The 25,151-nt window shown below is 60.5% G+C and carries 25 protein-coding genes; 18 read left to right on the top strand and 7 right to left on the bottom strand.

The window, feature by feature from the left end:
• Nucleotides 1-678: 678 nt before the first annotated feature.
• The 13 genes from FA04_RS33610 to FA04_RS33670 all read left to right on the top strand — a co-directional run bounded on the left by FA04_RS33610 (nt 679) and on the right by FA04_RS33670 (nt 13,039).
• Nucleotides 679-1,398 (top strand): IclR family transcriptional regulator, encoded by a 720-nt coding sequence (locus FA04_RS33610; RefSeq protein WP_029742651.1) that lies wholly within the window; start codon nt 679-681, stop codon nt 1,396-1,398.
• Complete coding sequence (locus tag FA04_RS33615) at nt 1,399-3,135, top strand: hypothetical protein (RefSeq protein WP_034802084.1); 1,737 nt, start codon at nt 1,399-1,401, stop codon at nt 3,133-3,135. It begins immediately after the preceding gene.
• Nucleotides 3,132-3,848, top strand: a complete 717-nt coding sequence (locus tag FA04_RS33620) for a hypothetical protein (protein WP_034802081.1) — start codon at nt 3,132-3,134, stop codon at nt 3,846-3,848. Before FA04_RS33615 ends, FA04_RS33620 begins: the two co-directional genes overlap by 4 nt.
• A gap of 11 nt (nt 3,849-3,859) precedes the next feature.
• Complete coding sequence (locus FA04_RS33625) at nt 3,860-4,831, top strand: membrane dipeptidase (RefSeq protein ID WP_034802078.1); 972 nt, start codon at nt 3,860-3,862, stop codon at nt 4,829-4,831.
• A gap of 104 nt (nt 4,832-4,935) precedes the next feature.
• On the top strand, nt 4,936-6,009 hold the full coding sequence (locus FA04_RS33630) for an extracellular solute-binding protein (RefSeq protein ID WP_029742656.1): 1,074 nt from the start codon (nt 4,936-4,938) through the stop codon (nt 6,007-6,009).
• A gap of 126 nt (nt 6,010-6,135) precedes the next feature.
• On the top strand, nt 6,136-6,987 hold the full coding sequence (locus FA04_RS33635; RefSeq protein ID WP_034802075.1) for an ABC transporter permease: 852 nt from the start codon (nt 6,136-6,138) through the stop codon (nt 6,985-6,987).
• A complete protein-coding gene (locus tag FA04_RS33640; RefSeq protein WP_034802072.1) occupies nt 6,984-7,814 on the top strand; it encodes an ABC transporter permease in 831 nt (276 codons plus the stop codon). Before FA04_RS33635 ends, FA04_RS33640 begins: the two co-directional genes overlap by 4 nt.
• A gap of 15 nt (nt 7,815-7,829) precedes the next feature.
• The gene (locus FA04_RS33645; protein ID WP_034802069.1) at nt 7,830-8,879 is read left to right on the top strand and encodes an ABC transporter ATP-binding protein; all 1,050 of its coding nucleotides are present in this window, start codon (nt 7,830-7,832) and stop codon (nt 8,877-8,879) included.
• A gap of 39 nt (nt 8,880-8,918) precedes the next feature.
• Complete coding sequence (locus FA04_RS33650) at nt 8,919-10,304, top strand: aspartate aminotransferase family protein (RefSeq protein ID WP_051659610.1); 1,386 nt, start codon at nt 8,919-8,921, stop codon at nt 10,302-10,304.
• Nucleotides 10,305-10,318: 14 nt separating this feature from the next.
• On the top strand, nt 10,319-11,779 hold the full coding sequence (locus FA04_RS33655) for an NAD-dependent succinate-semialdehyde dehydrogenase (RefSeq protein WP_034802112.1): 1,461 nt from the start codon (nt 10,319-10,321) through the stop codon (nt 11,777-11,779).
• A gap of 26 nt (nt 11,780-11,805) precedes the next feature.
• On the top strand, nt 11,806-12,192 hold the full coding sequence (locus FA04_RS33660) for a RidA family protein (RefSeq protein ID WP_034802067.1): 387 nt from the start codon (nt 11,806-11,808) through the stop codon (nt 12,190-12,192).
• 11 nt (nt 12,193-12,203) lie between these two features.
• On the top strand, nt 12,204-12,587 hold the full coding sequence (locus FA04_RS33665) for a RidA family protein (protein ID WP_034802064.1): 384 nt from the start codon (nt 12,204-12,206) through the stop codon (nt 12,585-12,587).
• A 200-nt stretch (nt 12,588-12,787) separates the two neighbouring features.
• Entirely contained in the window at nt 12,788-13,039 is a 252-nt protein-coding gene (locus FA04_RS33670; RefSeq protein ID WP_234798841.1) for a hypothetical protein, read from the top strand.
• Nucleotides 13,040-13,128: 89 nt separating this feature from the next.
• Here FA04_RS33670 and FA04_RS33675 read toward each other — a convergent pair whose 3' ends face one another.
• The 6 genes from FA04_RS33675 to FA04_RS33700 form a co-directional block, all read right to left on the bottom strand.
• The gene (locus tag FA04_RS33675; protein WP_034802060.1) at nt 13,129-14,727 is read right to left on the bottom strand and encodes an MFS transporter; all 1,599 of its coding nucleotides are present in this window, start codon (nt 14,725-14,727) and stop codon (nt 13,129-13,131) included.
• On the bottom strand, nt 14,724-15,161 hold the full coding sequence (locus FA04_RS33680; RefSeq protein WP_034802058.1) for a DoxX family protein: 438 nt from the start codon (nt 15,159-15,161) through the stop codon (nt 14,724-14,726). Before FA04_RS33680 ends, FA04_RS33675 begins: the two co-directional genes overlap by 4 nt.
• A gap of 220 nt (nt 15,162-15,381) precedes the next feature.
• Nucleotides 15,382-17,364, bottom strand: a complete 1,983-nt coding sequence (locus tag FA04_RS33685; RefSeq protein WP_064817080.1) for an amidohydrolase — start codon at nt 17,362-17,364, stop codon at nt 15,382-15,384.
• Between the two features lie 2 nt (nt 17,365-17,366).
• Nucleotides 17,367-17,639 (bottom strand): XapX domain-containing protein, encoded by a 273-nt coding sequence (locus FA04_RS33690; RefSeq protein ID WP_051659618.1) that lies wholly within the window; start codon nt 17,637-17,639, stop codon nt 17,367-17,369.
• Between the two features lie 71 nt (nt 17,640-17,710).
• On the bottom strand, nt 17,711-18,400 hold the full coding sequence (locus tag FA04_RS33695) for a hydrolase (protein WP_034802234.1): 690 nt from the start codon (nt 18,398-18,400) through the stop codon (nt 17,711-17,713).
• 133 nt (nt 18,401-18,533) lie between these two features.
• The gene (locus FA04_RS33700) at nt 18,534-19,466 is read right to left on the bottom strand and encodes a VOC family protein (protein WP_034802231.1); all 933 of its coding nucleotides are present in this window, start codon (nt 19,464-19,466) and stop codon (nt 18,534-18,536) included.
• Nucleotides 19,467-19,582: 116 nt separating this feature from the next.
• On the opposite strand from FA04_RS33700, the gene FA04_RS33705 reads away from it, so the two are divergent.
• On the top strand, nt 19,583-20,482 hold the full coding sequence (locus tag FA04_RS33705) for a LysR family transcriptional regulator (protein WP_034802228.1): 900 nt from the start codon (nt 19,583-19,585) through the stop codon (nt 20,480-20,482).
• A gap of 261 nt (nt 20,483-20,743) precedes the next feature.
• Here FA04_RS33705 and FA04_RS33710 read toward each other — a convergent pair whose 3' ends face one another.
• Nucleotides 20,744-21,511, bottom strand: a complete 768-nt coding sequence (locus FA04_RS33710) for an alpha/beta fold hydrolase (RefSeq protein WP_034802225.1) — start codon at nt 21,509-21,511, stop codon at nt 20,744-20,746.
• 470 nt (nt 21,512-21,981) lie between these two features.
• Here FA04_RS33710 and FA04_RS33715 point away from each other — a divergent pair, with 470 nt between their 5' ends.
• The 4 genes from FA04_RS33715 (at nt 21,982) to FA04_RS33730 (ending at nt 25,151) form a co-directional block, all read left to right on the top strand.
• The gene (locus FA04_RS33715) at nt 21,982-22,371 is read left to right on the top strand and encodes a hypothetical protein (protein WP_034802223.1); all 390 of its coding nucleotides are present in this window, start codon (nt 21,982-21,984) and stop codon (nt 22,369-22,371) included.
• 66 nt (nt 22,372-22,437) lie between these two features.
• Nucleotides 22,438-22,941, top strand: coding sequence for a DUF3833 family protein (locus FA04_RS33720; RefSeq protein WP_034802220.1), 504 nt, complete (start codon nt 22,438-22,440; stop codon nt 22,939-22,941).
• A 3-nt stretch (nt 22,942-22,944) separates the two neighbouring features.
• Nucleotides 22,945-24,273: an MFS transporter gene (locus FA04_RS33725; protein WP_051659617.1), complete on the top strand. Its 1,329-nt coding sequence runs from the start codon at nt 22,945-22,947 to the stop codon at nt 24,271-24,273.
• Between the two features lie 71 nt (nt 24,274-24,344).
• Nucleotides 24,345-25,151 (top strand): SDR family NAD(P)-dependent oxidoreductase, encoded by an 807-nt coding sequence (locus FA04_RS33730; RefSeq protein ID WP_034802217.1) that lies wholly within the window; start codon nt 24,345-24,347, stop codon nt 25,149-25,151.

Here is a 25,151-nt window from a genome sequence, read left to right on the forward strand (position 1 = left end):
CCATTTATCGAACGCGCACCTTGATTAAGCCTCCGCCCGTCGCGGAGGCTTAATCATCCATAGGGGGCCGACGTCCCTGACGAAGGTTTTGCGTCAGTCCCTATAGGCCGATCCCTCGCCGAGCTTGCTTCTGTCCGCAGTTCGAGCTGGGTCGCTGCTCAATAGAACTGCTGAGGGGACGTTGATCCCTTCTACTTTGCGGTGGATCCCTTTTCATCACGGAGCCGCTTTTGTGATCGCGTCAAAAGGCGCACCCCAAATGCCGCCGGCACCCGACACTCACGACCGATCATCGACGATTGACCTTGCCCCAATGTCCTAGCCAGTTTTGAGTTCGCTCCAGCGGAAGCCGGCGCAACCGGCCGCAGAAGTTTACCTGGTGGTTCGCGTGGCCTTTGCCTTGCCAATGTGGGTACCGGTCCAGATGTCTATGAGAAGTGGTCCGCCTACAAGCCAGCCCCAATGCCCGGCCCAGCAACGAGCGGTGCATTGCGTGGGTTCGCCGAAGATGTTGCCACATTCAAACTGTTAGCGCCTGGTCAGCCGCGAGCGCGCTCGGGCGCAGATATTTTTCACCCAGCCACACGATTCCCAAGTTGACAGATATCAACATATCGTCCAACATAAATATACAACGTCTTCTAATATTGGACAATAGGAAAAAGGAAGAAATTTCGAATGGCAGTCCGCCCCCTTTCATCCGTGCTGAAGACACTTGCTGCATTCGACTGTGTCGCGGCCGCCGCGGAACCGATGCGACTGGCCGAGGTCGCCAAGCAGCTCGGAGAAGCCCGAGGCGCTGCCCACCAGCGCCTCGTCACGCTGGTCGAAGCGGGCTGGATCGAGCAGACGCAGGACGGTCGCTACCGGCTGACACTGCGGGTCGTCAGTCACGCAGCAATGGCGTTGGAGCAGTCCAATCTCGGCGCGCGCTTTGCGGGGGTTCTCGAGGAAATGGTGACGCAGAGCGGTGAAACGGCTTCGCTTGCTGTCCTCGATGGCAAGGATGCGGTCATCGTTCGCCGGGTGGAATCGCGCGGCGTTCTTCGGGCCGACCTCAAGGTTGGTGCGCATCTGAGACTCGATCGCACGGCATTTGGCCGCGTCCTCGCTTCGCATGCACGCCCGGAAATCATCGAGCGCCTTCGGGTGCAGGGCGTGAGCCTGCCCGATGACGAGATGATGACGCTGGTTCGCCAGCAGGGATACGCAATTTCCGAAGTCGAGGGCCCGCGCACTGTCTCGGCTGTGGCCGCCCCGATCCTGGATGCGCAGGGCGAGTGCATTGGAGCACTGGCCCTTTCGGGCCCGTTCCAAGGTTTTGACACTGAAAAATGCGCTGGGATCGTCGTCGCGGCAGCGGCGGCGAGCTCTGGACGCATGCGAGGAGACCAATAAATGACTGCCCTTAGAAGACCTGCTCCGGAATCGGACACCCACCGCATCGCGCGGCTAATGCGTTCAGCCGGAGAAATGATGGCGCCCGAACGCCTGGCCGCGATCCAGCCGTCGCGTGTCAGCGCATCTCGCGCATTGCTCAGCCAGGCAATCCGCGGTCGCTGGCAAATCCGGTGCAAGCGCTTCGAGATCGATGAGAAGGGCAACGGTGTCGCTGAATACCGCATCGATATTGGCGGATGGCGCTTCAGCTTTCCCGTCTATTCCTTTGAGCCCTCACCCCACGGCCGCACCGGCCGCATCATTGGCCGGGCCTGGGACATGATGGGCGCGCTGGTCGAAGGCGATATGAGCCGGGCCGATTTCGAGACGACGCGCGCTGAACTTCCCAAGCTCTATGAGGGACGCGCCACAGCCGGCACGCTCATTTGGTGCCGCTCCAACCGAAGCGGTCGCTTCTTCGAGAGTGCACGCCAGGCGCTTGCGTCAGGAAGGCAGCCGGACGTCGCTGAGCTGGCGCAGACCTGCTACCTCATGCGCAACACAGGTCTCGACGGCAACGGCACGTTTGGAACCAAGACATTCCTTGCCTTTGAAAAAGATCACCCCCTGCGCTGGTCGCTCGCCGCGCAAATGCTGTGCGCCTACATGATGCGCGTCTTTGCCCAGGACCTGCTGCAGCACCTTGTGCGCCTTGGCTCACCGCAGGGTCCCGACATGGCCAAGGACCTTCGCCGTTTCCTCGGCGTCGGCAACGGCTCGGCTCTCGGCCTGATGCTCTTCGTCAACAACCACCCGCGGCTGATCGAACGCTGGCTCTTTATTCGCGAAGAGGCCATTGCGCGAGCCAAGGCGGTTCTTCCTGATGACTCTGGTTCTGAGATTGCCAAGCTGCTTGCCCTCGTCGACAAGGCGATCATTTTCCGCAGCCAGGACCGTGCGGCCTACGAGAACTTCACGCGCTCCGATGTGCTCGCACAAGAGCTGCAGACCATCCGGCGCGCTGTCGCCGACCTTCTGCAACGCTGGCAGGCGGGCAACCGCTTCGAGGCAGAGCCCTTCGCAGAGCTTGCGGCCTCGCTTGAGGGCCGCGTGCACGCGGAGGCGATGGAAACCCTTCATTCGCTGCTGATCGAACTCGTGCCCGATGAAGCCGACGCCCTGGTCGGGGGCCTGGTCATCGATGAGGAATTGACGGGGCGCCCGGAGATGCCGGTCCACCGGCTGCGCGACCTGGTTCGCAATGACTATGCATGGGCGTTCAATCTTAATCTAGAGGTGCCCGCCGGCGAGCGCTACGTCTGGTACAAGTCAGTGACCGCGGAAGAACCGCGTCGCGGCCTTGCAACGGAGGTCGGTCACGATGTCGTCAATCTCGGCCTCGACCTGCCACGTCTCGTGGTGGCGCTGGACCGCGACCTTTCTGCGGTTGACCCCAACCTCAGCACGGCGCGCTTCCTGTTCGCCCATCCGCAGCACCGCGCCATCGTCACCCGCGTCCAGGCGCTTGCCGGCACCAGCCTGCATTCGCCGCACGCCGACATCATGAGCGGCTCGTTTACGCCAGCCCATATCACCCGCCTTCTCAATGTCGGCATTCACGGCATCGACAAGACACGCGACTTCCTCGACCGCAACCTGCGCGGCGTCCTGTTTCATGGCGCGCCTCTTCCCGAAGACATTGCTTCTGGAAACGCCGACGCGCTGTGGTTTTATCCTGCGGAGCCAAGCCTGTGAGCACCTGCCAGTCCAACCTTTCGAACTCGATGACTGTGAGCCTGCGCGAGATGCGCATGGTGTTCGAGCGTCTCCTCCAGGTCACGCGCATCGAAAGCGGCCTCGTCCCGGCCCTTAGGGATTGTGCCGTCTACTCTGCGGCCCTCGGTCTTGGCGGCTTTTCGCGTCTGACCGCAACGCTCGAGACGATCAGCAAGGCCACCCCAAAGGCCCTGTCACTCGACGTATCGGGCGACCCCGTCATCGACTGTGGCGGCCAGCATGCCTGGCTCGCCGCCGATGCAGCGCTCGAGCTCGCGGTCGAAAACATGAAGACAGGCGGCAGCGGCGTTGTCACCGTGCGTAACGCCAAAGACATCGGCGAACTCAAAGTCATCGAGGCACTCGCGCAGCGCTTCAGCCTGAAGGCAACAGTCGCCGTCGACGTCGACCGCGCGGCAATCGCCGTCACACAAGCGCCTGATCCCGATGAAATCGCCCTTCTCGACAAGATCCGCCGCAATGGCGTTGCCGTGGACGCAGCGACTTGGTGGGAACTCTACCATCGCTCGGCGGAAGCCCTCGCGCCCGACAGCTATCTTTCGCGTCGCCATGCCGGCCCGATCATCGTCGAGGCCGACGGCAAGGTCATCGGCCGCCAGGACGAAGACGAGACCGATTTTTCCCTGCTTCTGGCCGACGCGCCCAAGAGCGCTGCTTCCGGCAAACACTGAATGGAATAACCATGATCATCGATGCTCTGCAATGCGGCCACTTTGACCGCTCGTCCTTCCAGGCCCTGAAACGCGGCGGCTACAGCGCCGTCACCCCGACGCTCGGCTTCTGGGAGGGGACAATGGAATCGCTCGATTCCCTTGCCCGCTGGCGCGACATGGAGCGTGAGAACGCCGACATCATCCTGATCGCCCGCACCGCCGCCGATATCGAGCGCGCCGAGCAGGAAGGAAAGCTCGCTGTTGTGCTCGGCTATCAGAACTCCAATCTCTTCGAAGACCGCATCGCCTATGTGGAGTTCTTTGCCGAACTTGGTGTGCGCGTTGTCCAGCTCACCTACAACAACCAGAACGAACTCGGTGGGTCCTGCTACGAGGAAAATGACAGCGGCCTGGCCCGGTTCGGCCGGGACGTCGTGCGCGAAATGAACCGGGTCGGCATACTGGTCGATCTGTCGCATGTCGGCGACAAGACGACGCTGGACGCGATCGAATGGTCGCAAAAGCCCGTGGCCATCACTCATGCCAACGCCGCCTCGCTCTTTGAGCACAAGCGCAACAAGTCCGACCGCGTAATCAAGGCGCTTGCCGCCCGCGGTGGTGTGATCGGTTGCGTAGCCTACCGCAACATCACGCCCGCCAGCGCCTGCGCCACGGTCGACGGCTGGTGCGAGATGGTGGCGCGAACGGTCGATATCGCGGGCGTCGACCACGTCGGCATCGGCACCGACATTTCCCACAACCACACCCAGCGTGACTACGACTGGATGCGAAAGGGCCGCTGGACACGATCCGTTCAGTACGGCGCGGGTTCGGCGGCCACGCCTGGAGCCGTGCCAAAGCCGGAATGGCTGCTGAAACCGGAAAACCTTCAGGACGTGGCGCCGGCGCTTCTTCGGGTCGGTTTCAATCAGGAAGAGGTGAACAAGATCCTCAGAGGCAACTGGCTGCGTCTTTACGGTGAGGTCTTCCGCGCCGACTGACCGATTAGGGAAACGAAACTCCAACGAAAGAAGGGCCGCCGCCAGACTCGCGAGCGGCCACGGGGAACAGCAATCAACGACCGTTCGACTAAGGAGAACAACGAATGGACACGTTCAAGAAAGCATCGGTAATACCGATGTCGCGACGCGCAGTGCTCGGTGCTGGCCTTTTTGGGGCCGCCATGCTTGCCTCACCCCTCGTGCGCCGCGCAAGTGCTGCGGACAATGTACTTTATGTCAACACCTGGGGTGGCGACTGGGAAGTTTCCGTCAAGAAGTTCCTCTTCGATCCGTTCACGGCCGACACCGGCATCGAGATCCGCACGGTCTCGCCGATCTCATTCGCCAAGCTTGCTGCGCAAAAGACGACCGGCGTCTTTGAATTCGACGTCACGACACTGGGCGTGGCCGACGTCGCCCGTGCGAATGCAGCCGGCCTCTTGGAAACGCTCGGAGACCATGTCGATGCGTCCAAACTTTGGCAGGGCGCCATCTATGAGAACGGCCTCTCGACCCACGGCTTTGCCACGCAGCTCGCGTTCAACAAAACCAAGTACCCGGATGGTTTGAAGAACTGGGCCGACTTCTTCAACGTCGAGAAATTCCCGGGCAACCGCAGCCTGCAGCGCCACGCCGCCCGCGTTCTCGCAATCGCGTTGCTCGCCGACGGCGTTTCCCCGGATCAACTGTTCCCTTATGATCTCGACCGCGCTTTCGCATCGCTCGACAAGGTCAAGGACAACGTGCGTGTCTGGTGGACGGCAGGCCCGCAGGCCCGCCAGATCCTGACCGACGGCGAGGTCGACATGGCCGGCCTTTGGGACAGCGATGCCGCCGGCGCGAAGAAGGCTTCGAAAGAGCCGATTGAGATCGTCTGGGACCAGGCGATCGTCGACCAGGCGTGCTGGATCGTCGCCAAGGATAGCCCGCGTGCCGAAAACGGCTTCAAGCTGATCAGCCATATCGGCCAGAATGCCGAAGGCCTCGCGAAGTTCTGCATCGCCGACCAAAATGGCCCGATGAACCCGAAATCGTTCGATTTCATCCCAGCTGAGGTGGCCAAGACCATGCCGACTTATCCCGATCACCTCGCCCGCGCCGTCATGCTTGATGGCGCCAAGCTGACGGCACAGATCGACGAGTTGAGCAGCCGGTTCGAGAGCTGGGTCGGTCTTTGATGCAACCCTCCCGGTTCCGCGAGAAACGGAACCGGGTTGGTCTAAGAAACAGGTGCATTGCCTAGGGACGGCCCGCCGCCGCCATGGGATCGGGGTTTCCCGATCAGGTACTGAGGGAGCATTGACATGAAACAGAGATCGTTTTCGCCCATTGCGGAGGGGCCGATACCGCTGATGGCCCCGGCAGCGGTCTTCCTTGCGGTATTCTTCCTGGTGCCGCTTGCCTATGTGGGCTGGATGAGCATCTCGCAGCCGGTGGTCGGCCTGCAGAACTTCGCACGGCTTTTACATTCGAGCCTGTTTGCGTCCGTGCTCTATCAGACGTTCAGGACCGCCTTCCTGGTCACCGCTCTTGCGCTCCTCTTCGCCTATCCGCTCGCCTATGCTGCGGCCAACGGATCCAAACGCTTCGCCACCTTTCTCCTGACCGTGGTCGCCCTTTCTTTCTGGACGAGCTATCTCGTGCGCACCTATGCCTGGATGGTCATTCTCGGCAATCAGGGGCCGGTCACGGCACTCCTTACCTGGCTCGGCTTCGATCCTGCGCCGAAGCTACTCTTCACCACCTTCAGCGCAACGCTTGCCATGACCCATGCGCTCATTCCTTTCATGACCATGTCGCTGTTCTCGGTCATGAAGCGCATCGATCCTCTCTATGTTCGCGCTTCGGAAAGCCTCGGCGCGAGCCCGCTTCGTGCCTTCCTCGCAGTCTATCTGCCGCTTTCGGCACCGGGCATCGTCAACGGTTGCACGCTCGTCTTCATCTCCTGCCTCGGCTTCTACGTGATGCCCGTGCTGCTCGGCAGCCCGCGCGACCAGATGATCGCAGGTATCATCGGCGACCAGATCGAACAGACACTCGACTTCGGGCTTGGCTCGGCAATCTCGATCGTGTTGCTCGGCCTGACGCTCGCAGTTTACGCGCTCTACAACCGCTTCTTCGGACTTGACCGGCTATGGGCAGGAGGTGGCCGATGAACCCCTTCGTTCGCGCGCTTGCGCTCCTCATCGCCTTTTTTGTCGCTGCACCGATGTTCATCGTCATCCCGATGTCGTTCAGCTCGGCTGCGTCGCTGACCTTCCCGCCGCCCGGCTACACGCTTGCCAACTACATCAACTTCTTCTCGGACCCCAACTGGACTGAGCCGCTCATCAACAGCCTCATCATCGGTCTTGGAACGGTACTGGTGACGCTCTGCCTTGCCATCCCCGCGTCCTTCGCACTTGTGCGGCATATCTTCCTCGGCCGTGAATTGTTCAATCTCCTAATCATGCTGCCAATGATCGTGCCGACTATCGTCATGGCGCTCGGCTACTACATGTACTTCGGTCAACTTCGCCTCGTGCAGAGTTACCTTGGCGTCATCCTCGCCCATAGCTGCATCGCCATGCCGATGGCGACCCTGATCCTGACGGCGGCACTCAAAGGGTTCGACCGGTCCGTCGAGCGGGCTGCCATGAACCTTGGCGCGTCGCCCTTCACGACATTCCGGTTGGTGACCTTCCCAATCCTGCGTCCCGCCTTCACCGTCGCCGGTCTCTTTGCCTTTATCGCTTCCTTCGACGAAGCGGTGATCGCGCTCTTCATCTCCGGCCGCGACAGGGCGACCTTGCCGCGCCAGATGTTCAACGCCGTCCGCCAGGAGGCAGATCCAACCATCTCGGCGGCATCCTCTTTCCTGTTTCTGCTCGTTCTGGCTGGCGTCTGCGTCTGGCTCGCGCCGCAATTTGTGCGCCGCCGGTCCGGGACCACACGTCAGCCGCTCGAAAACGGCGCCACCAACACCGCTGCGGCGGCATCCTGATCAAGGAGCACAGCCATGAACGCCCGTTCTCTCACACTTCGCAACGTCAACAAGAGCTACGACGGCAAGCATATGGCGGCCGACAACGTTTCGCTCGACATCAAGGCTGGCGAGTTCGTCTCCTTCCTTGGCCCCTCCGGCTCCGGCAAGACCACGACGCTGATGATGATTGCCGGCTTCCAGCATCCGACGAGCGGAGAAATCCGCCTCGGCGAACGCGCCATCGACAAGCTGCCGCCGCACAAGCGCAATATCGGCATGGTCTTCCAGAACTACGCCCTCTTCCCGCACATGACGATCGCCGACAACGTCGCCTTTCCCCTGCGCATGCGCGGCGTGGAAAAGGCCGAGAAAGAACGGCGGTCGCGGGAGGCACTGGCGAAGGTCGGCCTCCAGGGCTTCGAGAAGCGCATTCCCTCGGAACTATCCGGCGGACAGCAACAGCGTGTGGCCCTTGCCCGCGCACTCGTCTTTGAGCCCGATATCATTCTGCTCGACGAACCGCTCGGCGCGCTCGACAAGGCGCTTCGCGAGCACATGCAGGTGGAGTTGAAGCGCATCCACCGCGACCTCGGCGTCACCATGGTCTACGTCACCCACGACCAGTCGGAAGCCATGACAATGTCGGACCGGATCGCCGTCTTCAACGAGGGGCGCATCGAACAGGTCGGCACCCCAAACGAGATCTACTTCGCGCCGAAGACCCGCTTCGTCGCCTCCTTCATCGGCGACAGCAACATCCTCGCCGCTTCCTCGCTTGGCGATGGCCGCTACGAGACGCCAGTCGGCGTCGTCGACACCAAAGCCGCAGGCGGTGACCGCAACAGCAAAGCCGAATTGCTGTTGCGCCCCGAGATGATCCGCCTCGCCGATGGAGCGGACCCAAGCTGCCAGGCGATGAAGATCGACAGCACTATCAACTATGGTGACAACCTGCTGGTCATCGGCAAACTCGGCGCGCAAGCGATCCGCATGCGCGTGCCCGGCGTCGATGCACGAAGGCTCGACGGTGCTTCCGAGTGCCACGTCACCTGGCGCAGCGAAGATGTGCACGTCATCGCCTGACAATCGCAAAGCGCAATCAAGCATACCCTGGAGCCTGCCATGAACGACCGTCCCAACTCCCTTCACGCCCTGGATCGGCAAAGTCTCGTGCACCCCTACACCAACCTTGCGGTTCACCAGGAAGTGGGGCCGCATGTAATCACCGGTGGTGAGGGCATTTACGTCGTCGACGATCAGGGAAAACGTTACATCGAGGGTCTTGCTGGCCTCTTCTGCGCGGGGCTCGGCTTCAGCGAGCCGCGTTTGGTGGAAGCGGCGACGCGGCAGCTGAAGACGATGCCATTCTATCATTCCTTCGCCCACAAATCGACGGAACCGGGTATCCGCCTTGCAGAGAAGCTGCTCGAAATGGCGCCGGTACCCATGTCGAAGGTCTTCTTTGCCGGTTCCGGTTCCGAAGCGAACGACACGGCGATCAAGCTGGTCTGGTACTACAACAACGCGGTCGGACGGCCTGAGAAGAAGAAGATCATTTCGCGCCGCAAGGCTTACCATGGCGTAACGGTGGCGACTGCAAGCCTCACGGGTCTTCCGTTCAACCACCGTGATTTCGATCTGCCGATCGCCAACATCCTCCACACCGATTGCCCGCATTACTGGCGGTTTGCAGAACCTGGTGAGAGCGAGGAAGATTTTGCAACCCGGCTTGTCTCCAATCTCGAGGCTATGATCCTCGAAGAGGGTCCGGAAACGGTGGCGGCCTTCTTCGCCGAGCCGGTCATGGTGTCTGGGGGAGTGATTACACCGCCGAAGACTTACTTCGAAAAACTCCAGGCGGTCTTGAAGAAGTACGACATCCTTCTGGTGGCAGATGAAGTCATCTGCGGCTTTGGGCGTACCGGTAACATGTTCGGGTCGGAAACCTACGGGCTGAAACCGGACATGATCAGTTGCGCAAAGCAGCTTTCGGCCGCCTACATGCCGATCTCCGCGCTGATGATCAACGAGACGATCTCTGACGTCCTCCTCGACCAGAGCCGCAAGATCGGAACATTCTCGCATGGCTTTACCTATGGTGGTCATCCGGTCGCCGCGGCCGTGGCTCTGGAGGCCCTGACTATCTACCAGGAGGTCGACATCGTCTCCCACGTCCGCGCCGTCGGCCCGCGCTTTCAGGAGGGCATACGAAAGCTTGGCGAACATCCGCTGATAGGTGAAGCCCGCGGTGTGGGTCTTGTCGCCGGCCTCGAATTCGTCAAGGACAAGGTAACGAAAGAGAACTTCCCACCTGCCTGGCAGGTCGCCAACCATGCTGGCAAGTTCGCAACCGAGCGCGGCGTCCTCACGCGTGGTCTCGGCGACATGGTGAGCCTGTGCCCGGCCATGATCATCTCGGAGAATGAGATCGACGATCTCATGGCCCGCATGCAGCTTGCTCTCGACGACACGCTTTCGTGGGCGCGCAGCCAAGGCTACATCGCGTGATGCCGGAGATCGACATGTCCACCCGTCCGCCACATTCCTATGAACGGCTCGGCATGCTGATCGGCGGCCGCTGGATTTACGAGACCGAGGGGCAGGACGCGGTCATCGACCCGGCAAGCGGAGCGGTCATCGGCTATTTGCCCTGCGCCACCGACGCCGACCTAGCGGCGGCCGTCGCCTCCGCGCAGCGGGCGTTCGGAAGCTGGAAGGATCGCTCACCGCTCGACCGCGGGCAGATCCTGCGGCGCTTCGCCGATCTTGCTCGCACGCACGCCGAGGAGGTCGGCCGCAACATGGTGCTTGACCAGGGCAAACCGCTGGCGGAAGCAATCGGTGAGATCCGATTTGCCGCCGACCATGCCGATTGGCATGCGGAGGAAGCGCGGCGCATCTATGGTCGCCTTATCCCTTCGCGAGATCCACGTGTACAGCAGGCGCTCACGCGCGAACCCGTCGGCGTCTGCATCGCATTTACCCCTTGGAATTTCCCGTTTAGCCAGGCACTGCGCAAGGTCGTGGCAGCCTTGGCAAGCGGCTGCACGATAATCCTCAAAGGGCCGGCGGAATCGCCCTCCTCCACGGTCGCGATCGGCCGGCTTATGCAGGAGGCGGGTCTGCCGGACGGTTGCCTCAATATCGTCTGGGGATCGTCTTCGCATATTTCCGAAACGCTGCTTTCGGCGCCCGAGGTGAAGAAGATCTCGTTTACGGGGTCCGTCGAAGTCGGCAAGCTGCTTGCTTCGCTCGCAGGCCGCCATATGAAGCGCTCCACGATGGAGCTTGGCGGCCACGCTCCGGTTATCGTCTTCGACGATGCCGACGTTGAAGCATCTGCCGACGCGCTTGCCGCGCAAAAGGTCCGCAATGCCGGACAGGTCTGCGTTTCGCCGACCCGCTTCTACGTTCAAACAGGAGCGTATGACCGTTTCCTAGCGCGCTTCGCCGACAAGGTGGCCGCCACGAAGGTTGGCTATGGCTTTGCCGAAGGAGTGCAGATGGGTCCGCTCTGCCACGCCCGCCGGGTCACGGCTATGGAAGGCTTCGTACAGGATGCCCGCGAACGGGGAGCGGAGATCGTGACCGGCGGCAGTCGCATCGGCGACGCCGGCTTTTTCTATGCGCCGACGGTGGTTGCCGGTGGTTCCGACGCGTTGCGGCTGATGAACGAGGAGCCCTTTGGACCCATTGCGGTCGTCGCGCCTTTTTCTGGTTTTGACGACGTGATGCGGCGCGCCAACAGCCTTCCTTTCGGCCTTGCGTCCTACGTGTTCACCGCCTCCAGCAGTCGAGCCCAGCACGCCGCAAAAGCGCTTGCCGCCGGGATGGTCAGCATCAATCACTTCGGCCTGGCGCTACCCGAAACGCCTTTCGGTGGCATCAACGACAGCGGCTATGGTAGCGAAGGTGGGACTGAAACCTTTGACGGCTATCTCAACACGAAATTCGTGACCCGCTTCGACGCGCGGCCCGAATGAGCAGCCTTACTTTCTTGGAGAACAAAATGTTTGAAGCCATCGATACCGGATCAGACCCCTCAGACGCGCCAGTCAGCGAGGTCGTGCGCGCCGGCAATCTCGTCTGGTCGGTCCATATTTCCGAAGACCCGGAGAATGGCGACCTCGTCACAGGTGACATCGAAACCCAGACGCGCCGAACGCTTGGAAATCTCGAAATCGCGATCCGTGCTGCGGGCGGCACGCTGGCCGATGTCGTGCAGGTTCAGGTTTTCCTCACTGAAAGATCGGACGCACCAGGAATGAACAAGGTCTACGCCGAGTTCTTCAAGGAGCCCTATCCGGTGCGTGCGACCGTGGTGGTAAAGGAGCTTTTGGCCGAAGGCCTTCGCATCGAAATCCTTGCCCACGCCGTTCTCGGCAACAGAGCTTAAAGTGGCCGATCATGTTTGAGAAAGTCGAAACCGGTATCGCTTCGTCAAAGGCGCCTTTGAGCGCTACGGTCAAGGCAGGCCGCATCGTGCGATCCGCGCATATTGCAAAGAATCCGACGACGGGCGAACCCATTACCGGTGACATCGAGACACAGGCACGCCAGGTGTTCCTGAACCTCCGACAGGCGCTCGAAGCGGCCGGCGGAACACTTGCCGATGTTGTGCAGATCCAGGCCTATCTCACGGATAAGGCGGATGCAGGCGGCATGAATAGGATTTACCGGGAGTTCTTTACTGCACCTTATCCGGTTCGTGCCACCGTCGTAGTCGATCTTCTCTCCAGCGGAATACGCCTTGAGGTACTCGCAACGGCTGTCCTTTCCTCCTCGGCGTGACGATGGTGTCTCGCCTGTTTGGCGCTGTCTGTCCAAAAGAGATAGAAGACGGCAACCGGCGGCACCGGCCTCTACCGAGAAAAGGGACCTGGTCCCTAACCAAGTCTTTTTAACAATGACAGACATGCCACGAACGTATGTGGAAACGCCGCCTTCCGTTCCTTCTTCATCCGTTGATTGGCTTCCACCACAGAGCGCTCATGCGTGATGTGCCGGTGGCGACCGAGAAGGAGATTGGAGACGAGGCGGCTCGGGTGACCGGTTCGTCCAAGTCATTCGACACGCCAGAATTCATGAAGGGCAAGTTCAGGGTCCGCGCCGGGGCGGCGCAAGGCGGCACCTACGGCAACTCAGTGCGAGAGGCGCTAGACGTGATCTATGCCCTCGACGGAAGCCGGCTCAAACCTTTGACGGTGCGGTTGCGCCGCAGAACAGGTGGGCTGAGGTTTTGAGCAAGGGGTCTTGCGGCGGCCGCTCCGAACCAAACGGTTCCCCACGAACACGAGGGGAGCATTGCGCTCCCCTCCCCGATGTCGTCACATCAGGCCTGACCAGGCCGATTGATGCTCAGGAAGTGTCGAACCACTGGCTTCTCCGGGCCTTTGTGATAGGTCAGAACCTTGCCCTGCAAGTCTGCGTCGGCGTTGGAAACCCGCTGATGCTGGCGAAGGTGTTCCGCCCAGGATTCCACCATGAACCACTCAACCATCTTTTCCGGGTCGGCGGAGTCTTCGGTCACGCCCCAGCCATAGGCACCATCGCGGCGACGTTCCTGGGAGAGCGTGTCGAGCGCATGGAGGAAGGCGCGGCGGTGATGTTTTTCGACCTGGTACTCGATCAGGATCAGGACGGGACCACGGTCATGAGCGACAGGTTCGGCAACAAGCGGTTCCGGCCAATGGTTCGAAGGCACCAAATCCACATCGCCGGCTGGCAGCTTCAGTCGGTGCATGATGAAGCCGGCGGCAAGCAGTCCGGCAGCGCCGATCAGCAGCGTCCCCTGGATACCCGCTGCTTCGCCAACTGCACCCCAGCCAAGGCTGCCGGAGGTCATCGCCCCGTTGAAAACGGTGAGGTAGACCGCGAGACCGCGACCACGCACCCAGTTGGGGAGAACGGCCTGTGCTGCGCCATTGAGGGTTGTCAGCGCGGTGATCCATGCGCCACCGAGGAACAGAAGGGCGATGATGGCAACCCACTTCGGGAGGGAAAGCGAAAGTACGGCCATGACGATCGCGGTGACAACGGCCGCCCCGAGCAACAGTCCATCGGCGCTCAGCCGGTCACGCAGCTTCGGCATGACCAATGCTCCTGCGATCGCACCGGCACCGACAGCGCCGAGCAGAATGCCGTAGAAGCTTGCGTCCCCACCCAGGAGTTGGCGGGCGACCAGCGGCAAAAGTGCCCAGACCGCGCTCGCAAAGGCAAAAAAGATCGCGGCACGCAGCAGGACGACATGCAGTGGACGACTGGCGCGGGTGTAGCGGAGACCGGCACGGAATGCGCCAAAGAAGTCTTCAGACAACGCATCGTTGGCGCTTTTTGCCCGTGGCCACCAGAGAAGCGCGGCGATGACGATGATGTAGCTGGCCACGTCGGCACCATAAGTGACGCCTGCGCCAAACGCGGCAAGCAAAAGTCCGCCTGCCGCGGGGCCGATCGATCGTGCGATATTGATCCCGAGTGAGTTCAGCGCCACGGCGCTTTTGACGTCTTCTCGCTTGACCAGTTCTGGAACGATCGCCTGCCAGGTCGGCCCCATCAGTGCCGCACCGATGCCGCCGAGGAAGGTCAGACCGATCAGTGCGCTGACGGAGAGCATTCCGGTCTGCGCCAGAACCATCAAACTGATACTGACGGAGGCAAGCAAGATCTGAACAGCAATCAGGAACTTGCGCCGATCGAGGATGTCGGTGAGCACACCGGCCGGGATGGCGAGCAGGAAAATAGGCAAGGTTCCCGCCGCCTGCACCATCGCCACTGCGGCAGTTGAAGCGGACAGGTCAGTCATGAGCCACGAGCTGGCAACGTCACGCATGAAGCTGCCGGTATTGCCCAGGACTGTGGCCGTCCAAAGGACCGCGAAAACCGGTTGAGCCAGGGGAGCGAAGCTTCCGCCGACAGATTTTTTGTCGCTCATTTGCGATCTCCTTTTGTCAGATCGATTGAGGCGACAATGACGAATGCGCCGGCGAGGCCGAGATGCTCGAAGAAGGCATTGCCGGCCATCGTGCGATCCATGCCCGGTGCCATTTCCCAGAAGCGAAGGGCAATGAAGGTTGCAAGAAGAGTGAACCCCGCGAGTGACAGCGCGCCAGCCCAACGCAGGATGCCTGATACCACCATGGCCGAAGCCGCAAGCTCAAAGCCGATGACAGCAACCGCGAAGAACGCCGGCGGATGAAGACCGAAATGCGCCATCTCGGCGATCGCGCCATCAAAGTCGAAGGTCTTGGCAAGCGGCCCCTGAATGTAGGCGGCGCAAAGGGCAAGCAGCGCCGCGGTCCGCATTGCGGGAGCCGCGATGACTTCGGCAAAATGCCCACGGATTGAAGAGGTCGGGTGATGGATCATTTTTGCTCCTGCGATCGTCGCTGTCTCTGAAACCGGCTATGTGGTTCGTCTGATAGAGCGATATTGACCGGGAAGTTCCCTACCAACAATTGCATCAATATTTGCTATTTAATTGCATTTTTTGCAACAATAGAAGCGCATTGCATGTGCTCCAGCCAAACACCAAAACGGGCAGCGACCGAGCTGCCCGTTTTGGTGTTCATGCATGATTTGCGTGCCTTCACACCGCCCAGCAGGAGCATCCAAGCGCGCCGAAGAAACCCTTAAGGTCGGCGATCGGCAGTTTCGACGTCCAGGCGCCGGCATGATCGTGGCCATGGACGCCGCAATCGCTGGCGCAGCCGCACGACGTGATCGCGGTGCGCCGGAGCGAGCGCTTTCCGGCGCCCTCGGGCTCACCCCAGGCGGCATAACCGCCGAAGGTGCGGACCGGCGACCAGTCGGGCATTGCCGGCGGCACCTTGTTCTCGTCGTGAGAGGCAAGTTCGCCGGCCGCATAGACGATCTTGCCGCCGACCATCGTGAGCTCTGACGTGAGGAAGGAAATCTCGTCCTCGGCGCAGTTGAAAAAATCCTTGTTCGGCACGATGAGGTCGGCGAACTGCCCTTTCTCAATCCGGCCTTTCTTGCCTTCCTCGTTTGAAAACCACTGCACTTTCTCGGTCCACATCCGAAGCGCCGTCTCGCGATCGAGGCAGTTGGCGCGCGGGTAGAGCTGCATGCCGCCGACAGTCTTGCCGGTCACCATCCACGACAGCGAAACCCAAGGATTGTAAGAGGCGACGCGGGTAGCGTCTGTGCCGGCGGAGACGTTGACGCCCTTTGCCAGCATCTTGGCCACCGGCGGCGTCGCTTCAGCGACACCATGGCCGTAGCGCTCGACGAAGTACTCGCCCTGATAGGCCATGCGGTGCTGCACGGCGATGCCGCCGCCAAGGGCGGCGATCCGGTCGATCGAGCGGTCAGAGATCGTCTCCGCATGGTCGAAGAACCAGTTGATACCCTCAAGCGGGATATCCCGGTTGACCTTCTCGAAGACGTCGAGCGCACGGGTGATCGTCTCGTCATAGGTGGCATGCAGTCGCCAGGGCCAGCGGTTCTCCGCAAGAATACGCACGACCTCTTCGAGTTCGCCCTCCATCTCCGGCGGCATGTCCGGGCGCGGCTCGCGGAAGTCCTCGAAGTCGGCGGCGGAAAACACCAGCATCTCGCCGGCACCGTTGTGGCGGAAATAGTCGTTGCCCTGCTTGTACTTGACCGACGACGTCCATTTCAGGAAGTCGTCCTTCTCCTGCTTCGGCTTCTGGGTGAAGAGGTTGTAGGCAAGGCGGACCGTCATCTGGCCCTCGTCCGAGAGCTTCTGGATGACGGCATAGTCATCCGGGTAGTTCTGGAAGCCGCCGCCGGCGTCGATGACGCTGGTGACGCCGAGCCGGTTGAGCTCGCGCATGAAATGACGGGTCGAGTTGACCTGGTATTCGAAGGGCAGCTTCGGCCCCTTGGCGAGCGTCGAATAGAGGATGCCGGCATTGGGCTTGGCCAAGAGCAGCCCCGTCGGGTTGCCGCTGGCATCGCGAGTGATCTCGCCGCCCGGCGGGTTCGGCGTTTCCCTGGTGTAGCCGACGGCGCGGAGCGCCGCGGCATTGAGCAGCGCCCGGTCATAGAGATGCAGCAGGAACACCGGCGTATCGGGCGCGACCGCGTTGATCTCATCGATCGTCGGCAACCGCTTTTCGGCGAACTGGTGCTCGGTGAAGCCGCCGACGACCCGCACCCATTGCGGCGCCGGCGTGATCGCCACCTGCCGCTTCAGCATGTCCATCGCATCGGCAAGCGAGCGCACGCCGTCCCAGCGCAGCTCCATGTTGAAGTTGAGGCCGCCACGCACGACGTGGGTATGATTGTCGTTCAGGCCCGGCAGGACGCGCTTGCCCTTGAGGTCGATGGTCTTTGTGCCTGAGCCTGCCAGCGCCATGATCGTCCTGTCGTCACCGACAGCGAGGATCAGGCCATCCTTGACGGCAACGGCAGTGGCAGTCGGATTGGCGCGGTCGAGCGTCGTCACGAGGCCGCTGTGAAGGATCAGGTCGGGCGTCATCGAAGTATCTCCGGTCTGTTGGGCGCCGGCGGTGCGGGCCGACGAGAAGAGAGCGGGCAGCGCCAGCGACGAGGCGGCACCGAGGAACGAGCGTCTTGTCGGCATGATCAGACACTCTCGCGATCGTTAACTTTGCGAGCCGCTGTCTGTCCGCCCGGGAGGTGGCCGAACACGTGCGGCTTGACCTGGTTGATCCACGAGATTGCCGCCGTCTCGTTGCTCCACAGGGTCTTGGCAAAGGGGACGATCTGTTCGCCGAGCAGAATCCCAAGAAGGCCGACAAGGGCAATGACCGGGGGCGCTGGCGAACGGACATTGAGGAGGCTGTAGACGATTCCGACCAGAAGTCCGGCGCCGAGTGACATGAGGTAAAGTTTCATGCGGGTGATCCTCACCTGTTGAGGCTGCCGCCCTTACCGGTTCGACCCGGTCAGAGCGGCTGCCTACTGCATCACTTGACCGGGTTCGGGCCGATCCGCTTGCCGTGGGTGACGCGTTCGCCGGCCTTGTGGACCATGGTGTAGGCATAGTCGATGCCCATGCCATAGGCACCGGAGTGCTCCTTCACCAGCGAAGTGACGGCGTCGTAGGTTTCCTTGCGAGCCCAATCGCGCTGCCATTCGAGCAGTACCTGCTGCCAGGTGACCGGAATGACGCCAACCTGGACCATGCGGTCCATCGCATATTTGTGGGCGTCGGCCGAGGTGCCGCCCGACGCGTCGGCGACCATGTAGATTTCGTAGTCCGGCACATCATGGAGGGCTGAAAGCGCGAAGGTGGTGTTGCAGACTTCGGTCCAGAGCCCCGAGACGATGATCTTCTTGCGACCGTTGGCGGCGTTCTTCGCCAGGGCATCACGGACGTTCTGGTCATCCCAGGAGTTCATCGAAGTGCGCTCAAGGATGTCGTTTTCCGGGAACACGGCGAGCAGTTCAGGATAGGTGTGGCCGGAGAAGGACTCGGTTTCGACAGTGGTGATCGTCGTCGGGATGTTGAAGATCTTGGCAGCCTTTCCGAGGCCGACGACGTTGTTCTTCAGAGCCTGGCGATCGATCGACTGCACGCCGAAAGCCATCTGCGGCTGCTGGTCGATAAAGATAAGCTGGCTGTTTTGCGGGGTCAGAACTTCGAGCTTGGACATCTGGAATACTCCGTTTGGTGTCGCCGGCGTGCGACGGTTGAAATGAGAAGGGTTTCGGAGACGAGCCGGCTGGCGCGAGTAGCCGGCTCAAGGTTGTCGGTTGGTTAAGTCGTGCGTATCAGATTCGACGGTTCTAAGCGGCAAGCGGAACCAGACCGGCCTCGATCTTGTTGCGGAAAGGCTCGTAACGGTTCGGAAGCTTCAACGCCTCGCCGAGATGGGCGGTGTCCTCGTCACGGTCGAAGCCGGGCTCGTTGGTTGCAATCTCGAACAAGATACCACCGGGTGTCCGGAAATAGATCGCCCAGAAATAGTCCCGGTCGATGACGGGGGTTACCTGGTAGCCGGTATCCATCAGGGCCTTGCGCACTTCGAGTTGCTTTTCCCGATTTTCGACCGCAAAAGCGATATGGTGGACCGAACCCGCCCCCTGACGGGCGAATGGCGTCTTCGGCAAGGCCGCCAGTTCAATGGTGTCTGCACCGTTGCCACCAGGAAGGATCAATCGCGTGACGTCTCCTTCCACTCCGGCAATCTCATAGCCCATAAAGCGCAGCAATTCCTCGGTCGCAGCAGTGTCGTGCAGATTGAAACGGGCGCCGGTAAAGCCGCGAATGGCGTTGTCCTCCGAGATACCCTCACCAAGCCATGGCGCCCGCCCGTCTATAGCCGTTTCGACCAAAGCGAGGCCATCGCCATCAGGGCCTGTGAAGCGCAAGCGCTCTGCGCCGAAGACCGTTTCAGCCTGCATGCCACCGACACCTTGAGCAACCAGGCGCTCCTTCCAGAAACTAAGCGTTCCTTTCGGGATAGAGAACTGGGTTTCGCCGACTTCGCCGACACCGGGCCGTCCGGTCATTATATGGGGAAAGGGAAAGTAGGTCATGACCGTTCCGGGCGTGCCCAACTCATCACCGTAATAGAGGTGGTAGACACTGGGCTCGTCGAAGTTGACCGTCTTCTTCACCCGGCGCAGGCCGAGCGTGTTGGTGAAAAACCTGTTGTTCTTTTGCGCGTCCGACGCCATCGAAGTGACGTGATGCAGTCCCTTGATATCCTTGATCATGGCCAGTGCCCTTTCCGTTGACGTTGTCCGTCGATAGACAAGGTTATAGCCGGGTTGATTGGCGCAAAGAATTGCAATATTTATCTCGAATGAATTGCAAAAATTGAAACAATGCGATGAACGACTACAAAGCCCTGAAGACCTTCCTTATGGCGGCTGAGAAGCGCAACTTCGCGCAGGTTGCACGCGAGCTTGATATGACGCCGGCCGCAGTTACGCGGGCGATCGCCGCGCTCGAAGACGATCTCGGCGTGCAGCTGTTTGTGCGGACAACGCGCCAGGTTTCGCTGACGACGGACGGCGCCGTCTTTGCCGCGCAAATCCAGCCGTCCCTAGAGGCGCTGGAAAGCGCCAGACGCGACGTAAGAAACGCTCATAAGGCGGACCAGGGTCGCTTGCGAATAAGCGCTCCGACTTGGCTCGGTAAAACCGTTCTACCGTCGATCCTGTCCGGCTTTCGAGAACTCTATCCAAAAATGTCGTTTGAAATCTCGCTCTCGGACGGCTTGGTCAACATCGTCGATGATGACTACGATCTCGCGATCCGCATCTCATCCCAGCCATCGGACAAGTTTACGATATGGCGCAAGATCCGGGCCGTGCCGAGAATTTTGGTGGCGGCGCCGGGCACCCGGTTCACCGAGATGGACCACCCGAGCGAGTTGACGCCGGACGACTGCCTTGCATACAGCGGCGAAAGCAGGCGGGAGACCTGGCACCTTTCTGATGGCGGATCGAGCACGACCATCACGGCCGGGAGGGCGTTCAGCGCCAACAGCGGCGAGGTGCTTGCCGACATGGCCGCCGATGGAGCGGGCGTTGCCATGCTTCCGGGATTTCATATCGCGGAGCGAGTCCGCAGCGGTCGCCTCGTCCATGTCCTTCAAGGCTGGTCGCCCCCGGAACTTTGGCTGACCCTATACTATCCGCCTTATCAAGCGCTGCCGCCCCGCATAGCGACCTTCTCGAAATTCTTCGAAGAACAGTTGCCGGCTCACATGATCATGCTTGATTGACGAGCGAAATGGATCCGGAGCTACAACCCGATGCGGCTGTTAGCGCCTGGCGTTCAGTCATTCTGACGCAGGGTTCGCGCGCGTCAGCACCGGCGCTTCGCCCGCAGGATGGCGTCGAACAGCAGCGCCTCGCCGATGCTGTCACTGAAGCGCTAGCACACGCCTCGGCCCGTCGGCGCCGCCGCAATGGCTGAACCGCCCCGTCACGGCAAAGCCGCCACCCTCTCGGGTGACGGCTTTGGTCACTGGAGTTTTCAGAGACTACTTCGCAGCCTCTTCGATCACGTCTGCGACGGCTTGGGGCTGCGACACCATCACAACGTGGGATGCACCCTCGATTACGACAGTGTGCTTGGAGGCCGCCCGTTCGGCCATGAAGCCGAGTGCCTTCGCTGGGATGTTCTTGTCGCCGTCCCCATAGATGAAATAGGAGGGCAGCGTCTTCCAGGCGGGCGAACCTGACTTTTCCGTCAAGGCAGCTTCGGTGATCGGGCGCTGGCCGGCGGCCATCAGTGCAGCATCCTCGATTGAAACATCGTGGGCGAACTGGTCGTGAAACTTCGCCTGGTCGATGGAAAGATCGACGCCGCCACCTATCAGCTTTACCGGGGCGGCGAGCGCTTGGCCAAGCGTGCCCCCGGGGAACTTACCGGCGAGATCGGCAGCTGCTTCTCCAGCTTCCGGAGCGAAGGCTGCAACGTAGACCAGCGACTTGACGTTGTCCTTGCCGTTTGCCGCGGTCGAGATCACCTGGCCTCCGTAGGAATGCCCGACGAGGACGACGGATCCTTTGATGCTCGAGATGATGTCTGAAACATAGGCCGCATCGCCTGCGACACTGCGCAGTGGATTGGCAGCGGCAACGACCGTGAACCCGTTTTTCTGAAGGATCTTCGTCACACCATTCCAGCTCGACGCATCGGCGAAAGCGCCATGAACGAGAACGACTGTGGGCTTTGCGGGCTGGGCAACAGCCCCGCCGGACAGGAGAGCGGCGATTAAGGCAACGGTCGCAGCGAGTTTAAACATGACGATATCCTTTGTGGCTTCGGTCCAATACAGGCTACGAGGGAGTTTTTATCGCGCCCGATTAGTTTGTGCACAATCTATATTGCCTCAAAAGAGACATGTCAACCGCGCTAATAGATCGCGCGCGACTAATTTTTTTTGCGCAACGAAGCCAGAGCGCTATTTTGCGTCGCAGATCGCCACTGCGAGGGTCCGGCCGCGCATTCTCATCCTTCAGCTGCTTCAGCTTTTCCAATCTCCGGCGGCAATATACCGGCGTATTTTTCTTCCAGCTGTAATGGGTCGCCTGACTGCCTCCGGCACGCGATGGAGCATCTGCCGCGGTAGGTTCAGTTTTTTATACGAATACGAATGAGGCGCGGATCGTGGCGCTTATCGAAATCACGACAAGGCTCATCCGGACTGATCCAACCGCGCCCACTTCTCGTAATCCAGGCTGACGAAAAACAACGGGAGCGAACGAACGAGCCATGTTCCGAACCGCAATAGCGATCGCAGCTGTGTGCGCAGCCGTACCGTCAGAGGCCGCTGCGGAGCAATACAGAGCAAACGAGATCAAGGGAGAGATCGTCGGCAGGCGCATCTTCCTTGAAGCTCCATTGGGTGGGGAATTCCCGCTAAACTATCGAAGAAGTGGCAGTGTCGACGGTGACGGGGAAGCTTTGGGCCTCGGCCGGTTCGTCAAACCCAAAGACACCGGCACTTGGTGGATACAGTCTGACCGTCTCTGCCAGCAGTTTCGCACCTGGTACGACGGTCGCCCGATGTGTTTCGAGCTCTACCGGGTCGAACAGAAAAAGCTGAAGTGGATCCGGAACGACGGAAAGACCGGTATCGCCCGAATAGGTCCCGAGCTTTGATGTGGCAGCGAAAGGAGGCCGCGTATTGAAGCTTATGCCGCGCAATCGATTTGACGGAGGAAATGCATGCGCATCTTCAGCGTTTTTCTTACGGTCCTCGCCATGAACCTTGCATTGGTTGCGCCAGCGGCCGCCGGGTCCTTTTCGCTTGAAAGCTTCTTTACAGGCAGGTCGAGCGCCGAGGGAAGCTTTCAAAGCATCACCGGGGTTAAAAGGACATTCGAAGTCCAGTTGGTCGGAAAATGGGACGGCCGCACCCTGACGCTCAGGGAAGATTTCAGGTTCGATGACGGCAGTCGAGATCGCAAGACGTGGCGGTTCATAAAGGATGGACCCGGCAGATACAGGGGTACGCGCGAGGACGTGATTGGAGAGACGCAGGTGCGGATTAAAGATAATGTCGCGCGCTTCAGCTATCTGGTCTTCCTCGACTCAAAAAACCGCAAGAACAAAGTTCGCTTTCACGACACCATGACATTGAACAATGACGGTCGTGTCCTCAATACCGCCTATGTGACGAAATTCGGATTGCCGGTTGCCTGGACGCGTGTCGAATTCAGGAGACAGTGACTGATGTGGAAAGTGTCTAGCAGACGAGCATCCAGGTCACACCCTTCGACACTCATCCTCTATGCGCTTCCAGCGTTCCCATTGGCGGCGCTTGCGCTGCCGCTTTTCGTCATCGTTCCGACGTTTTACTCCGAAGTCATGGGACTACCGGTCGCGGCCGTCGGCGGTGCACTTTTTGCCATTCGTCTTCTTGATGCAGCGAGTGATCCGATATTCGGCTGGCTTGCCGACCGGTGGAATGGCGTTGGCGGTCGCCGGCGTGGCTTTTTTCTTGCGTCAATTCCGCTAACCGCGGTCGCCGCGTTCATGCTTTTTTGGCCGCCTCAAACAATCGGGCTCGGTTATCTGCTTATATGGGGTGGCCTTTTGTCACTTGGCTTTACCTGGTCCTCTCTGCCCTACACCGCCTGGGGGGCAGAACTTTCAACCGACTATGCCGAGCGAACACGCGTTGCAGCTTTCCGCGAAGGCGCGACGCTTATCGGGACTTTATCGGCCATCAGCCTCCCCTTCGCTTTTGGGACGGCTGGGGCAAATAACGCCGATGGGCTGAAGGCGGTAGCCGTTCTTGTCGCGGTCTTGCTTCCGCTCACAGGGCTTATGGCTTTCGTTTTCGTCCCCGAACCCGTCAATCGGTCGACGCGGGAGTTTGGCCTGATGCAAAGCCTGGTTTTCATGTCGAAGAACCGGCCGTTCCTGCGTCTCATCGCCGCTTTTCTTTTGAATGGATTTGCAAACGCAATCCCAGCTACTTTGTTTCTTTACTTTGTCTCAGGGCGTCTGGGAGCTGCGGAATGGCGCGGCCCGTTTCTCCTACTCTATTTCGCATGCGCAGTTCTTGGCGTACCGCTCGCAGTAAAGGCCGCAAGGCGCTGGAGCAAGCACAAGGCCTGGAGCGGCGCTATGCTGGTGACGTGCTCGATCTTTGCGGCATCAGGATTTCTCGGCGACGGAGACCTGGTCGCCTTTGGTGCGATATGCGTGTGCACCGGTCTTCTGCTCGCCTTCGACCTTGTTTTGCCTCCATCCATGCAGGCAGACGTAATCGACAACGACACAGCAGTCTCAGGCTCTCAGCGTTCCGGCATGTATTTCGCGGCGTGGGCACTTGCCACGAAGCTCTCTCTGGCGACAGCAGTCGGGGTGACGTTTCCCATGCTCAGTCTGATTGGCTTCGACCCGGCTCAAGATCGTTCGTCGCCCGACGCTCTCAAGGGTCTTTCGTTGCTTTACGCCTGGGCACCAATCGTCCCGAAGCTCGCAGCAATCGGGCTCATGTGGGGCTTTCCGATCGATCGTGTGGCCCAACGAGAGCTTATTGGTCGGACTTGACGGTATTGCGCTCGTCTACGGCTGCCAGGTTGATGACACGTTTTCCCCATCGCCCACTGAGGTAGGTTTCCATGACTATCGGTCGCGATTTAATCAACAATCACGCCTTCCACGAGACGGATCGTCGAAAGGTGGCGTGGGTTACCGGCGCAAGCTCCGGCATCGGGAAATCGCTTGCACTCCGTTTGGCACTTGACGGCTGGACCGTCGCCGTAAGCGCGCGCAACTCGGTGGAGCTCGATACTCTCGCACGATCACTGGAGAAAAAGATCCATTCTTTTCCCCTCGATGTGACCGACCGCGAAGCGGCAGAAAACACCGTACGCGACATTGAAATGCGCCTGGGTCCGATTTCCCTTGCGGTCTTCGGCGCAGGAACGTACCGGCGCGATAGCCTGTCGACCTTCGACGCCGCGTCGATCGGAGAGATGGTCGGGCTCAACATCATGGGAACCGTGAACTGTTTGCAGGCGATCATGCCAGCGATGACGACGCGCCGGTCGGGACGGATTGCCGTCATGGCATCTGTGGCAGGCTACACCGGTCTTCCTGGTGCCGCGGGCTACGGCGCGACCAAAGCCGCCTTGATCAACATGTGCGAAGCCCTTTATCCCGAACTTGAACGGCAAGGCGTTCAGATGACAATTATCAATCCAGGATTTGTCGATACGCCCTTGACGCGTCAGAATGACTTTCCAATGCCTTTCCTGATCTCTTCGGAAAGTGCGGCGGAATACATCATGCGCGGGCTTGAGCGGGGGAAGTTCGAGATCGCATTCCCGTGGAGGATGAAAGTGGTCTTGAAGCTATTGAAGGCGCTTCCTCCAAGCCTGAGGTTCGCCTTGACGCGCCGCATGTTGCGTGAGGAGCAGACCTGA

The organism is Ensifer adhaerens (assembly GCF_000697965.2).
Lineage (GTDB): Bacteria > Pseudomonadota > Alphaproteobacteria > Rhizobiales > Rhizobiaceae > Ensifer > Ensifer adhaerens.